This window comes from Sporosarcina sp. P33 (assembly GCF_002077155.1).
GTDB lineage: Bacteria > Bacillota > Bacilli > Bacillales_A > Planococcaceae > Sporosarcina.
The window spans coordinates 2,939,624-2,952,565 of sequence record NZ_CP015027.1; the positions used below are offsets into that span (position 1 = coordinate 2,939,624).

Genomic DNA, 12,942 nt, shown 5'->3' on the forward strand with positions numbered 1-12,942 from the left:
TTGTGAGTATATTCCATAGTTTAAATACATCTTCTTCGGCATTGACTGCACAGCGGCTCCGTATGGACGTGATATCATCTAATATGGCCAATGTTGATTCCACCAGGGCCAAGCAGGTGGATGGAGAGTGGGAGCCTTATAGAAGGAAAACTGTCACATTACAACCGAAAGAAGGACAATTCGCATCTTTCCTTCAAGCGGCTAAGGGAGTACATTCCCGCGGCGGTGCAAGCAGCGGGGTAGCAGTGACGCGTGTGAAGGAAGACCGTGAGACGCCGTTTAAATTAGTATTTGACCCGGCACATCCTGATGCGAATGGAGAAGGATATGTGGAAATGCCGAATATTGATCCATTAAGAGAAATGATTGACCTGATGTCCGCGACGAGATCTTACGAAGCGAATGTCACCGTTTTGAATGCCAATAAATCTATGCTGATGAAAGCACTGGAGATTGGCAGATAATCATATCAGTAAATAAGGAAGTGGAATAAATGCCGATTCAATCAATTACAGGCGCTTTGCCTGCCATGCAAATCCAACAGCCGGACACGAAAGTACAAAGAACACCGTTTGAAGCACAGCAAAACTTTTCAGCCATGCTAAACAATGCAATCCATCAAGTAAATGAAAAACAAACAATCTCAGATACTATGACGACAAGGCTTGTAAAAGGCGAAGATGTTGATCTGCATAACGTGATGATTGCAGCTCAAAAAGCAAGCATCGCGCTCAATGCAACTGTGGAAATGCGCAACAAAGTGGTAGAAGCATACCAAGAAATCATTAGAATGCCTGTCTAACAGATAGAATGCACGAGGCAGAAGTTTGCCTGGTGGGGCTGACCGGGGGATTAGAATGAAAGAAAGACTCACAAAGCTCAGAGCGGATCTTACAGCTTTCTGGGATAGTCGTACAAAAAACCAAAAAATTATATATATTGCAACGGCGGCCAGTGTGATTGCGCTGGCGGTTTTTTTAACAATGTTCTTTTCAAAAACTACATACGTAACGCTTTATTCAGAAGTATCGCCATCTGAGATCGGACGCATCAAAGAAGTGCTTGACGGTCAGGGGGTTCCTTATTTAGTAGAACCGGGCGGTACAGCCATATCAGTGCCTGAGAAACAGCTGGATAATCTGCGTGTGTCACTTGCGGCAGAAGGATTTCCGGATTCCGGACTTATTGATTACTCATTTTTCTCGGACAACGCGGGATTTGGCACTACGGATAATGAATTTAACATGATTAAGCTGGCTGCGATGCAGACGGAATTAGCAAACCTAATAAAGGGTATAGAAGGTATTAAGGACGCAAAAGTTATGCTGACTTTACCGACAGAAGGTATTTTCGTGAATGACACGACGACTGAAGCGAGTGCGGCTATTATGTTGAAAACAAATCCCGGCCAAAAGTTTTCTGAACAGCAGATAACTTCTCTTTATAATCTGGTGTCAAAGAGCCTTCCAAATCTCTCTAATGATAATATCGTCATACAGAACCAATACTTTGAGTATTTTGATTTAAATAATTCTGGAAATTCATATGGCGCAAATGTAACCGATCAAATGGGTGTAAAAAAGACAATAGAACGTGACTTGCAGCGCCAAGTTCAAATGATGCTCGGTACGCTGATGGGCCAGGATAAAGTAGTTGTTTCCGTTACAACAGACATCGACTTTACGAAAGAGCAGCGCGAAGAAAATCTTGTCACACCGGTCGATCCGGAAAACATGGAAGGAATTGCGCTGAGTGTTCAGCGGATAACCGAATCGTTTTCGGGAACCAATCCTGCTGTGGGCGGAACTCCTGAAGCGGAAGATCCAACCGATAACCGGACCACTTATGTGGAAGGGGAAGGCGGAAACGGGGACTACGAGCGTTTGGAAGAAACGATAAACAATGAAGTGAACAGAATTAGAAAAGATATAGTGGAAAGCCCTTATAAAATCAGTAATATTGGCATACAAGTAATGATTGAACCGCCGACTGCGGATGACCCTGCGTCGTTGGCTCCCGAAGTGCGTCAGGATGTAGAACGTATTCTGGAGACGATTGTTCGTACTTCATTGGATAAGGAAGCAGCAGGGGAATTGACGGATGAGATGCTGGCAGAAAAAATTGCGGTATCCGTCCAGCCGCTGCGGGGGAAAAATATTGCGTTTGAAGATACTAAGACAGTCATACCATGGTGGGTTTATTTAATCGGAGGAATTTTGCTTCTGGCGGTAATTATTTTAGTCATTCTATTCTTGCGTAAACGCCGCAATGAAGCAGAACTCGAAGAAGAGCTGGCTCTCGAACAGGCTGAATTGGAAGCTGTCAAAGTAGATGACATTAATTTGGAACAGGAAACCGAAGCGACAGCGCGCAGAAAGCAACTGGAAAAAATGGCCAAAGATAAACCAGAAGAATTTGCGAAGTTATTGCGAACATGGATTGCCAAGGAGTAACGGAGGGATGTTAGTTGGTTAAGAAAGATAAGGATATGTCAGGTAAACAAAAAGCCGCATTGCTGCTCATCTCTCTGGGGCCTGAAGTGTCGGCATCGGTATATAAGCATTTGAATGAAGAAGAGATCGAGCAGCTGACGTTAGAAATTTCTGGCGTAAAAAAAGTAGAATCCTCTGTAAAAGAAGAGATTATTGAAGAATTTCATAATATCGCGCTTGCACAGGATTATATTTCTCAAGGAGGAATTGGCTATGCCAAAACGGTACTTGAAAAAGCGCTGGGAAAAGACCACGCGCAGGCAATTATCAACCGGCTGACCTCCTCCCTTCAGGTCCGGCCGTTTGATTTCGCACGACGCGCGGAGCCGTCACAAATTCTGAACTTTATTCAAAATGAGCATCCTCAGACGATTGCACTGATTTTGTCTTATTTAGAGGCTGAACAGGCAGGGCTGATCCTTTCACAGCTGCCGCAGGAAATGCAGGCAGACATAGCCAAACGAATCGCAACAATGGAATCAACCTCACCGGAAGTGATCAGTGAAATAGAAGCGGTTCTCGAACGAAAACTGTCATCCACTGTCACGCAGGATTTCACCGAAACAGGCGGCGTAGATGCAGTAGTCGAAGTGCTGAACGGTGTAGACCGATCAACGGAAAAAACGATACTCGATGCGCTCGAAATTCAGGATCCGGAGCTTGCAGAAGAAATACGGAAGAGAATGTTCGTCTTTGAAGATATCATTACATTGGATAACCGTTCAATTCAGCGCGTAATCCGTGATTGTGAAAACGAAGATCTGATTCTGGCAATGAAAGTATCGAGTGAGGAAGTAAAAGATATATTATTCAAGAACATGTCACAGCGCATGGCAGAGTCCTTTAAAGAAGAGATGGATGTCATGGGTCCTGTCCGGCTTCGGGATGTGGAGGAAGCACAATCCCGCATTGTAGGAACTATCCGCAGACTCGAAGATGCAGGAGAGATTATCATCGCGCGTGGCGGAGGAGATGACATCATTGTCTAATCTGTTTCGTTCTGGCCGTACGGTAATGAACCAAAATCCTGTGAAAGAAATTTCGATCCGTAATTTACAGCCTCCGCAAGATGCTGCTGAAGAAGAGAAACCTGTATCGGCCGGTGCTTTGTTCATGGAGCGCAACCGCCTGCTGCAGGAAATGGAGCAGCGCAGACAAATTACAGATGCAGAAATTAAACAGCGGATGGAAGAAGCGGCAGCCGACATTGAATCGATGCAGGCGGCCTGGGCAAATGAAAAAGAACAATTACAGCAGCAAGCATATGACGAGGGATTTCAGGCAGGCTTTGAAGACGGCCGCAATAAAGCGCTGGCAGAAATGCGGGAAATGGTCGAAGCTGCCAATGAGACTACTACATTGTCTTACGAGAACGCAACGCAGTATTTAATCAATCAGGAACGCGTCATTTTGGATATTGGCATACGGTCAGCTGAACAAATTATTAATAAAACGATAGAAGATGATGATGAGGCTTATTTATGCCTCGTCAGGAAAGGAATCAAGGAAGCGCAGGAGATGAAGGAGATTAAATTATTCGTCCCGACTGAGCACTTTAAAATGGTGACGACGCATCGGGCGGAACTTGCTTCCATCTTTCCGCCCGAAACACCGTTCCTCATTTTTGTCAATGAAGATTTCAATGCGACAGATTGTTTTATCGAAACGAACCACGGCCGAATCGTTGTGAGTGTAGATGATCAACTGAATGAACTGAAAGAACAATTGGTGAAAATCATGGAAGATGGTGTGTAATTTGAAAAAAGCCGAAGATCTTATTCGAATTATTCCGAATATCAACACGTTAAAAAAATACGGACGAGTTAACCGCGTGGTCGGATTACTGATTGAATCAGAAGGTCCTGAGTCATCGATTGGGGATGTCTGTTTCATCCATTTGAATGTCCCTGAAGAAGGCCGATCTCTGATCCAGGCAGAAGTCGTCGGCTTCCGTGAAGAAATCGTCATGCTCATGCCCTACACAGATATACGCAATATTTCAAGTGGCTGCCTCGTTGAAACAACGGGCAAGCCGCTTGAAGTAAAAGTTGGAATGAATCTGCTCGGACAAGTACTTGATTCGCTTGGGAATCCGATTGATTCGAGTGCACTGCCGAAAGGGCTGGCGACAGTCCGTACGGAAAACAGCCCGCCGAACGTGCTGACACGACCGACCATTAACGACAGGCTGGCTGTCGGTGTAAAAGCGATTGACGGCATGCTGACAGTCGGCAGCGGACAGCGGGTGGGAATATTTGCGGGGTCAGGTGTGGGAAAGAGTACATTACTCGGTATGATTGCGCGTAACACGGAAGCAGATATTAATGTCATCGCGCTGATCGGGGAACGGGGCCGCGAAGTCCGGGAGTTTATTGACCGGGATCTTGGTCCTGAAGGGCTAAAGAAAACGATTGTAGTGGCGGCAACATCCGATCAGCCGGCACTCATGCGGATTAAAGGTGCACTGACTGCTACAGCTATTGCAGAATATTTTCGTGACAAAGGCCTGAATGTCATGCTCATGATGGACTCAGTGACCCGTGTTGCCATGGCGCAGCGTGAAATTGGCCTGGCGGTCGGTGAACCTCCTGCAACCCGCGGCTACACGCCTTCAGTGTTTGCGATTTTGCCGAAATTGCTTGAACGCAGCGGGACGAATGAAAAAGGTGCCATCACTGCTTTCTATACGGTGCTGGTTGACGGTGACGACATGAATGAGCCGATTGCCGACGCCGTACGCGGGATACTCGACGGCCACATTGTACTGGACCGGACACTTGCCAATAAAGGCCAATATCCGGCGATTAATGTGCTGAAGAGTGTCAGCCGTCTGATGAATCACATTGCCGATCCCGAACATCTGAAAGCAGCGGCGAAATTGCGTGAATTGTATTATGCCTATGATAAATCCGAAGATCTCATCAATATTGGTGCATACAAAAAAGGCACATCCCGTGAAATTGACGAAGCGATTGAATATGAACCGATCATCACCGATTTTCTAAAGCAAAAATTTAATGAGAATGTCCGGCTGGAAGATACGGTAAATGAAATGATCGCGTTAGCTTCTGGAGGAGGAGAACGCAGATGACTACTTATCATTATCGTTTTGAAAAAGTTCTGACGTTGCGTGAACAAGAGCGCGATGAAACAGAAATGGCCTACAAAGAAGCGATTGAACAGTTTGAATGCGTGGCTAGACAGCTGTACGATCAGATGAAAAAGAAGGAAGACGTACTCGAGGAGCAGCAGCAGCGGATGGCTTCCGGTTTTTCTATTGATGATTTACACAACTACTCCCGATTTATCAATACGCTCGATGTGACGATAGACCAGATGCAGAAGGAAGTAATGAAATCCCGGTCGAAGATGAACTGGATTGAATCACAATTGCTGGAAAAAAATATTGAAGTGAAGAAATTTGAGAAAATGCGTGAAATCGGGAAAGAACAATATAATGCCGAAATGGAACACGCAGAGGCAAATCGAATTGACGAACTGTCGACGATGAAGTTCCGTTCAAAAGAAGACGGGTGGTAAAGTGGCTAAATCAAAAAAACAAAAAGAAACCGAGTTGATGACAGAAAGCAAAAAGTCGATTGGCTTTCTTCAAATAGTACTTGCCTGGATCATCATCCCCTTAATGTTTACGGCAGCTGTTGTGTTAATCATAGCAAAAGTGGCAGATGTCAATGTCTTTGATCAGGCGAAAGAATGGACGTCAAAAGTACCGTTCCTTGAGAAGAAAGCTCCAGATGAGAAAGTGGAAGGTGATTTGATTCTGGAAGAACGCGTCATTTCGCTGCAGGCAGAAATTCAGGAAAAAGAAGCGCAATTATTTGAACTCCAGGACGAACTGACGCAAGTAAAAGATTCAAATGAAGCGCTCGAAATAGAAAAAGAGAAATTGAACGAAGAAATCGAGAAACTGAAACTCGCGCAGAGCGAATCCAAACGCGATTTCAAAGAGATTGTCACAACATACGAGCAAATGTCGCCCAAATCATCTGCGCCGGTCATTACAAAAATGGGCGATGCAGAAGCTGTTCAGATTTTATCTAGTCTAAAGCCTGCAACTTTAGCAGCTATACTAGAGAAAATGTCCCCTGAACAGGCCGCTAAATATACATCTATGCTCACAAAGTAGTATAATAGTTTTTGAGGGAGGTGAAAAAGTGAACTTAGGACTATTACTGGGTGTAGGCTCTTCGAGTATTCCGATGAATTCTTCTATTTCTCCTGCAAGTGCAGAAGGTCAGGCATTCGGAAGTGTTTTTCAAAGTATGATCGCTTCTTCTGTACATGTAAAAGAACAGCCAACGGCAGAAGAAGGAAAATTGTTGAAATTCCTTGGTGAAGTTTTAGACGCCGGTTCGCTTGATGAGTTAGCAGGAACACTCGAGAAACTGCAGCAGTCAAGTGCAACCTCGGTTACAGCGCAGCTATTGAAAGAAACAGGCCTTCGGCAATCGCAGGAACAGCCCGTCATACTAATAGATGAAGCTGAAGTAAAAGCAATACCAGAACAACCGGCTGAAACTGCTGAAACTGAAGAACTGCAGCTGACTGATCTCTCAAAGGCCGAGAAGTTTCCAAGTCTGCAACAATTAGCATCACTGTTAAGTAAAAATCCTGATAAACTAGTGGAAGAGATTACGAATGTCCTAGAGGGTGAATATGTTACTGAAGAACAATTGGAACAAATTGCGGCAACGGGAGATATATGGTTTGCGCTCGATGTATTACATCAGCTGCCTCCTGAAAAGATACAGGAAGTGATGGAGCAATTGCCGCAAAGGACAGCCGTCGAATTTACCGCGTTGCTGAAAGCGGTGGAATTGGCTGTGCCTAAAATAGATCTTTCGTCCAGCCAGGCGGATTCAGTGAAAACAATCCAGCCAATTCTGGCGCAAATCGCGAATCAGCTTGAACAAAAAACTGTGCAGCCTGAAATCAAACGGCCAATCCAGATTCCGCCGGCTATTCAGCACGTGATTCGCTTCACTTCAGAACAGCCTGCGGCAGATATGAAGCAGCCAGAACAGCAGGCAAAACCCGCCGAAACAGTAACACCGCAATCCGCGATGACTCACACAGAAGCGCGTCCGGTGTTTCATATGAATCCAGCTGATAAAGTGCCGGAAAGCCGGAGCGAAGCACTGATGAGGGAATTCCAAGCAGTATTGAACCGCGCAAATTTTGGACAGACGAATGGAATGAACAGACTGTCGGTGAAGCTGTATCCGGAACACCTGGGGCAAATACGGATTGAATTGCTGGAAGTTAACGGAGTTATGACCGCGAGAATATTAGCATCCACCGCGATGGCACGTGAAATGCTCGACAGCCAGATGCATCAGCTGCGTCATGCGTTTAATCAGCAAAATCTCCAAGTAGACAGAATTGACTTATCCCAGACTATTCAAGATCCGTCAAAGAGTGACCGGGAACAGGCATTTAACAGACAGAACCAGCAGCAAAAGGAGCAACCATCAGAACAGAACGAACAGCGGGATGAGCAGGAACAAACATTCCAAGAATTTATGATTGAACTGGAGGTGTAAACATTGCCGGAAGGAACAAACTCAACATCAGCACAGAATACAATTACAGACTCAATGTTTTTGATCAATAAGCAGCGGGATCAGCGCAAGACAGGTCCTGACACGATGGGGAAAGATGCGTTTATGAAAATTCTGATTGCACAGATGACCAATCAGGATCCGACGAACCCGATGAAAGATACAGAATTCATTGCACAGATGGCACAGTTTTCTTCATTGGAACAAACGATGAACTTAACAAAAGCATTTGAGAAATTCGCTGATTCACAAAATCAAAGTCAGCTGATTCAATACAACAGTTTTGTAGGCAAAGAAATACGCTGGCATAAAGTAACTGATCAAACAGACGGAGACGGCAAACCGGTAATTAGTGAAGGAACGGGCATTATTCAGTCAATTAAATATATTGATGGTTCAGTAGTCTTTATGATGGCAGACGGCAAGGAATTATCACCCGGTAATATTTCTGAAGTCATGGGGAGCGAATCGGGAAGTACAGGCACGGGCAGTCAGCCAAACAGTCTCGTCCAAGCGAGTATGCTAATCGGCAAGATGGTCGGTTTTACAGAAGGTGATGCAGAGCGTACGGGGAAAGTTATATCTGTGACGAATAAAGAAGGCAGCTTACACTATATATTGCAGGACGGCACGAAAATCGAAGGTAATCAGTTTACCTCAATCAGTGAATAAACGAATGGAGCGATGTCATGAATAAGATCAATATCCATCGCATTCCATCACCGCCACTCATACGCCAAGGGCAGGCACAGGCGAAGCCGAAGCAGTCATTTCTTGAACTTCTGCACAATGCCGAACAGCCTGAAAAACTAAAAATCAGCAAACATGCCACAGATCGTCTGCAGGAGCGGGGCATTCAAATGACCGACGCAGAATGGGCACGCATCTCAGAAAAAGTGGACGAGGCGAAAAGGAAAGGAATCCGTGAATCACTCGTGTTGACTGACCAGGCCGCACTCATAGTCAGTGCCAAGAACTCAACCGTCATCACCGCGATGGACCGAACGGAAGCGAAGGATCAGCTATTTACCAATATAGACGGAACGATACTGCTCAGCTAAATACGGCAGGACCTTAACAGGATGCCGTTGCACCGCCGACTGAATGACGCGGTGCACTCTAAAACCGAGAGGGGAAACAATACTATGATTCGCTCAATGTACTCAGGAATCTCTGGATTAAAAAACTTCCAAACAAAGTTAGATGTAATTGGTAATAATATTGCAAACGTTAATACGTATGGATTTAAGAAAGGGCGTACCGTTTTTAAGGATTTGTATTCGCAGACTGTGGCGGGTGCTTCGGAACCCGGCGCAAACCGTGGGGGTGTGAATCCGAAACAAGTTGGGTTGGGTTCACAGCTCGCTACAATAGATACAATTCATTCTGGTGGTTCTATGCAAACAACTGGCAATACGTTAGACCTTGCTATTGAAGGGGATGGTTTCTTCATCGTTGGGCAAGATGGTGGATCTGAAAAGTTTTATACTAGAGCAGGGAACTTCTATTTAGATAAAGAAGGAGACATTGTCGATGGGGATGGAAGATACTTGTTGGATGAGGCGGGAACTAAAATTTATGTTCCTTTAACATCAACATCCCTTTCAATTGGCCAAGATGGTGCAGTGAATGTTGTTAATGAGGATGGTGAATTGGAGAAGTTAGCTAATGTGGGCTTAGCGACATTCAATAACCCAGGTGGTTTATCTAAAGTCGGTGGTAATTTATATGAAGTAAGTGCAAATTCGGGTGAGCCTTCAGAAGGTTTAGCAATTGAAGAAGGCCGCGGTGCTATCAAATCCGGCTCCCTAGAAATGTCCAACGTCGACCTGTCCGAAGAATTCACAGAAATGATCGTAGCACAGCGTGGATTCCAGGCCAACACACGGATTATCACAACTTCCGACGAAATCCTGCAGGAACTTGTGAACTTGAAACGATAAATACAGCATAGATTGAAAAGGAGGGTCGGGCCGGCCTTGGCCTGGCCCCTTATACATATGATTAAAGTGACCAGATTGAATCGAACGACGTTCACATTAAATGCATTGTACATAGAGAGAGTCGAGTCGTTTCCCGATACGACGATTACGCTGACGACAGGGTCAAAGTATATCGTTCTCGATTCGGCTGAAGAAGTGAACAGCCGGATTATAGCATTTTATCAAGCGGTCCAGCTGCTGTCGAATCCGCATATCCGGGGTGAAGAAGATGAAGAATAAATTATTAACGATTTCTTTGATTATTTTAGTAAGCATCACATTGATCGGTGTCGTGGCAGTCGTTTTGATTTTGAATTTCAACAAGGACAGTGGCGGAGAAGAAAAAGCGCCATCGATTGATGAAATTATCGAATCGTCTGTAGATATGGAGGAAATCACGACGAATTTAGCAGGCCGCAATTTTGTCCGCATTTCATTAAAAATCCAGACGGACAGTAAAAAAGCAGCTGAAGAATTGTCGAAACGCGATTTTCAGGTGAAGAATCTGGCCATCCAGGAGCTGTCGGAAATGACTGCAAAAGATTTGGAAGGAAAGATCGGCAAACAGCAATTTGAAGACACGATCAAAGCACAGCTTAACGAGTTGATGCAGGATGGGAAAATACAGAAAGTGTATATTGTCTCTTATATCATCCAGTGACGGCCGGTATGATCGCATAGAGATACGCAAGCAAGGAGAGGTTGGCCTATGTCGGGAGATGTACTGTCCCAAAATGAAATAGATGCGCTGTTGTCTGCTTTATCGACGGGTGAAATGTCAGCAGAAGAAATGAAAAAAGAAGAAGAGACCAGAAAAGTACGTGTCTATGATTTTAAACGTGCACTCCGTTTCTCAAAAGACCAGATCCGCAGTCTGACCCGGATCCATGAGAACTTTGCCAGACTATTAACGACCTACTTTTCTGCCCAGCTTCGTACGTATGTTCAAATTAACGTAGTATCGGTTGATCAGATTCCGTTTGAAGAATTCATCAGCTCAATCCCTAACATGACGCTGATTAATATATTTGATGTTTCACCGCTCGAAGGGAACATTCTGATGGAAGTGAATCCGAACGTCGCTTATTCCATGCTTGAACGGCTGATGGGCGGATACGGATCGAGTTCAGGAAAAACCGACACGATGACGGAGATTGAAACGAAGATTTTAACGAATCTGTTTGAGCGGTCTTTCGACAGTTTACGGGAAGCGTGGGCAGGTCTGATTGACATTGATCCGTATCTGACGGAAATGGAGGTCAATCCGCAGTTTCTTCAGATGATCTCGCCTAACGAAACCGTTATTGTTATTTCATTCAGTATTACGATCGGCGAATCCAGCGGAATGATCAACATTTGCATTCCACACGTCGTGCTGGAACCAATTATTCCGAATTTATCTGTTCAGTACTGGATGCAGACGAACAAAAAGGAACCGACACCCGAACAGAGTGTGGAATTGGAACGACGGATCAAACATGCGATGTTGCCGGTCGTGGCCGATTTAGGTAAAGGCCGGATATCAATAAATGATTTCCTGCATTTACAGCCCGGCGATGTTATATCCCTTGATACAAGTATTGAAGAACCGCTTACAGTACGAATCGGGGAAAAACCTAAATTCACTGCACAGCCCGGTAAATTACGAAATCGCATGGCTGTTCAAATACTGGAAATATTGAATTCGGGAGAGGATGAGGATGATGAGTGATAATATTCTCTCACAGGAAGAGATTGAAGCGCTATTGCGCGGTGAAACACTTGAGCCTGCGGGGACGGCGGGTGAGCCTGAGAATGAAGTAATTAACATTAACGACTATCTGAGTGAAATGGAACAAGATGCACTGGGAGAAGTCGGTAACATTTCATTTGGAAGTTCAGCTACTGCTTTATCAGCATTACTGGGTCAAAAAGTGGATATAACAACACCGACGCTCTCATTAATTCAGCGTGATAATCTGGATAAAGACTTTGTTCATCCGTATGTCGCTATAAAAGTGGAATATACGGAAGGACTGAGCGGTGTCAATTTGCTTGTGATTAAACAAAGCGATGCAGCCATTATCGCAGATCTTATGCTGGGCGGCGACGGCACAGCCCCAAACGAAGAGTTAAGTGAAATTCATTTGAGTGCAGTGCAGGAAGCGATGAATCAGATGATGGGGTCTTCTGCCACATCGATGTCTACAATTTTTAATAAAAAAGTAGATATCTCACCGCCGACTATTGATTTGATGAATATTCAGATGGACCAGGGAACGGAAAATATACCTGCGCATAATCTTTTGATCCGCGTATCTTTCAATTTGCAAGTCGGTGAGTTGATTGATTCCGATATTATGCAGCTGTTTCCGCTCGAGTTCGGTAAAAAACTGGTTTCTTCCTTAATGGGGGAAGAAGAAGCTGCGACAGTTACGGAAACGCCGACTGCCCCGCAGACATCGCCGCCACCGCAGCCGGAACCAGCCCGTCCCGCTGAAACTGCCCCTGAACCGCAACCGATGCAGGCACCCGCACAGCAGACGGCTCCGTCCCAGACGGCACAACAAACTGTGCAGCAACCTGTACATGTTCAGCAAGCAGAATTCGCCAGTTTTCAGGCGCCTTCTTTAAATAAGGAAGAATCAAATAATTTAAATTTACTACTTGATATACCACTCCAGGTAACAGTAGAATTAGGACGTACGAAGCGTTCTGTTAAAGAAATACTGGAAATGTCCGGAGGTTCGATTATTGAACTGGATAAATTGGCAGGGGAGCCGGTCGATATTCTAGTCAATAATCGCTATATTGCTAAAGGGGAAGTAGTAGTCATTGACGAAAACTTCGGAGTCCGTATTACGGATATTTTAAGTCAGATGGATCGTTTGAATAATTTAAGATAGC

16 protein-coding genes are annotated in these 12,942 nt (G+C 44.8%); all 16 read left to right on the forward strand.

What is annotated here, in order from left to right; genetic code table 11:
• Positions 1-2 precede the first annotated feature (2 nt).
• Positions 3-464: a flagellar basal body rod protein FlgC gene (gene flgC / locus SporoP33_RS14325; RefSeq protein WP_081244356.1), complete on the forward strand. Its 462-nt coding sequence runs from the start codon at positions 3-5 to the stop codon at positions 462-464.
• A 29-nt stretch (positions 465-493) separates the two neighbouring features.
• Positions 494-802, forward strand: coding sequence for a flagellar hook-basal body complex protein FliE (gene fliE, locus SporoP33_RS14330; protein ID WP_081244357.1), 309 nt, complete (start codon positions 494-496; stop codon positions 800-802).
• 55 nt (positions 803-857) lie between these two features.
• Positions 858-2,453, forward strand: a complete 1,596-nt coding sequence (fliF, locus tag SporoP33_RS14335) for a flagellar basal-body MS-ring/collar protein FliF (RefSeq protein ID WP_081244358.1) — start codon at positions 858-860, stop codon at positions 2,451-2,453.
• Between the two features lie 14 nt (positions 2,454-2,467).
• A complete protein-coding gene (fliG, locus tag SporoP33_RS14340; RefSeq protein ID WP_081244359.1) occupies positions 2,468-3,481 on the forward strand; it encodes a flagellar motor switch protein FliG in 1,014 nt (337 codons plus the stop codon).
• The gene (gene fliH / locus SporoP33_RS14345) at positions 3,474-4,247 is read left to right on the forward strand and encodes a flagellar assembly protein FliH (RefSeq protein WP_196796809.1); all 774 of its coding nucleotides are present in this window, start codon (positions 3,474-3,476) and stop codon (positions 4,245-4,247) included. Before fliG ends, fliH begins: the two co-directional genes overlap by 8 nt.
• Position 4,248: 1 nt before the next feature.
• Positions 4,249-5,583, forward strand: a complete 1,335-nt coding sequence (gene fliI, locus SporoP33_RS14350; RefSeq protein ID WP_231293259.1) for a flagellar protein export ATPase FliI — start codon at positions 4,249-4,251, stop codon at positions 5,581-5,583.
• Entirely contained in the window at positions 5,580-6,032 is a 453-nt protein-coding gene (gene fliJ, locus SporoP33_RS14355; RefSeq protein WP_081244362.1) for a flagellar export protein FliJ, read from the forward strand. The genes fliI and fliJ overlap by 4 nt, the downstream gene beginning before the upstream one ends.
• Position 6,033: 1 nt before the next feature.
• A complete protein-coding gene (locus SporoP33_RS14360; protein ID WP_081244363.1) occupies positions 6,034-6,639 on the forward strand; it encodes a MotE family protein in 606 nt (201 codons plus the stop codon).
• A gap of 28 nt (positions 6,640-6,667) precedes the next feature.
• Positions 6,668-8,056: a flagellar hook-length control protein FliK gene (locus tag SporoP33_RS14365; protein ID WP_081244364.1), complete on the forward strand. Its 1,389-nt coding sequence runs from the start codon at positions 6,668-6,670 to the stop codon at positions 8,054-8,056.
• 3 nt (positions 8,057-8,059) lie between these two features.
• Positions 8,060-8,746, forward strand: a complete 687-nt coding sequence (flgD, locus tag SporoP33_RS14370) for a flagellar hook assembly protein FlgD (RefSeq protein WP_231293260.1) — start codon at positions 8,060-8,062, stop codon at positions 8,744-8,746.
• 17 nt (positions 8,747-8,763) lie between these two features.
• A complete protein-coding gene (locus SporoP33_RS14375; protein WP_081244365.1) occupies positions 8,764-9,135 on the forward strand; it encodes a TIGR02530 family flagellar biosynthesis protein in 372 nt (123 codons plus the stop codon).
• A gap of 84 nt (positions 9,136-9,219) precedes the next feature.
• Entirely contained in the window at positions 9,220-10,017 is a 798-nt protein-coding gene (gene flgG, locus SporoP33_RS14380) for a flagellar basal body rod protein FlgG (RefSeq protein ID WP_081244366.1), read from the forward strand.
• 57 nt (positions 10,018-10,074) lie between these two features.
• Positions 10,075-10,296 (forward strand): flagellar FlbD family protein, encoded by a 222-nt coding sequence (locus SporoP33_RS14385; protein WP_081244367.1) that lies wholly within the window; start codon positions 10,075-10,077, stop codon positions 10,294-10,296.
• The gene (fliL, locus tag SporoP33_RS14390) at positions 10,286-10,717 is read left to right on the forward strand and encodes a flagellar basal body-associated protein FliL (RefSeq protein ID WP_081244368.1); all 432 of its coding nucleotides are present in this window, start codon (positions 10,286-10,288) and stop codon (positions 10,715-10,717) included. Before SporoP33_RS14385 ends, fliL begins: the two co-directional genes overlap by 11 nt.
• A 48-nt stretch (positions 10,718-10,765) precedes the next feature.
• Entirely contained in the window at positions 10,766-11,767 is a 1,002-nt protein-coding gene (fliM, locus tag SporoP33_RS14395; protein WP_081244369.1) for a flagellar motor switch protein FliM, read from the forward strand.
• Positions 11,760-12,941 carry a flagellar motor switch phosphatase FliY gene (gene fliY / locus SporoP33_RS14400; RefSeq protein WP_081244880.1) on the forward strand — a complete coding sequence of 394 codons (1,182 nt, stop codon included), beginning with the start codon at positions 11,760-11,762 and terminating at the stop codon, positions 12,939-12,941. Before fliM ends, fliY begins: the two co-directional genes overlap by 8 nt.
• Position 12,942 lies beyond the last annotated feature (1 nt).

Bases quoted from the DNA above. Each gene is read 5' to 3' on its own strand.
- SporoP33_RS14385 (WP_081244367.1), top strand. From the start codon at position 10,075: ATGATTAAAGTGACCAGATTGAATCGAACGACGTTCACATTAAATGCA.
- fliJ (WP_081244362.1), top strand. From the start codon at position 5,580: ATGACTACTTATCATTATCGTTTTGAAAAAGTTCTGACGTTGCGTGAA.
- fliM (WP_081244369.1), top strand. From the start codon at position 10,766: ATGTCGGGAGATGTACTGTCCCAAAATGAAATAGATGCGCTGTTGTCT.
- fliF (WP_081244358.1), top strand. From the start codon at position 858: ATGAAAGAAAGACTCACAAAGCTCAGAGCGGATCTTACAGCTTTCTGG.
- fliY (WP_081244880.1), top strand. From the start codon at position 11,760: ATGAGTGATAATATTCTCTCACAGGAAGAGATTGAAGCGCTATTGCGC.
- fliE (WP_081244357.1), top strand. From the start codon at position 494: ATGCCGATTCAATCAATTACAGGCGCTTTGCCTGCCATGCAAATCCAA.
- SporoP33_RS14375 (WP_081244365.1), top strand. From the start codon at position 8,764: ATGAATAAGATCAATATCCATCGCATTCCATCACCGCCACTCATACGC.
- flgG (WP_081244366.1), top strand. From the start codon at position 9,220: ATGATTCGCTCAATGTACTCAGGAATCTCTGGATTAAAAAACTTCCAA.
- fliL (WP_081244368.1), top strand. From the start codon at position 10,286: ATGAAGAATAAATTATTAACGATTTCTTTGATTATTTTAGTAAGCATC.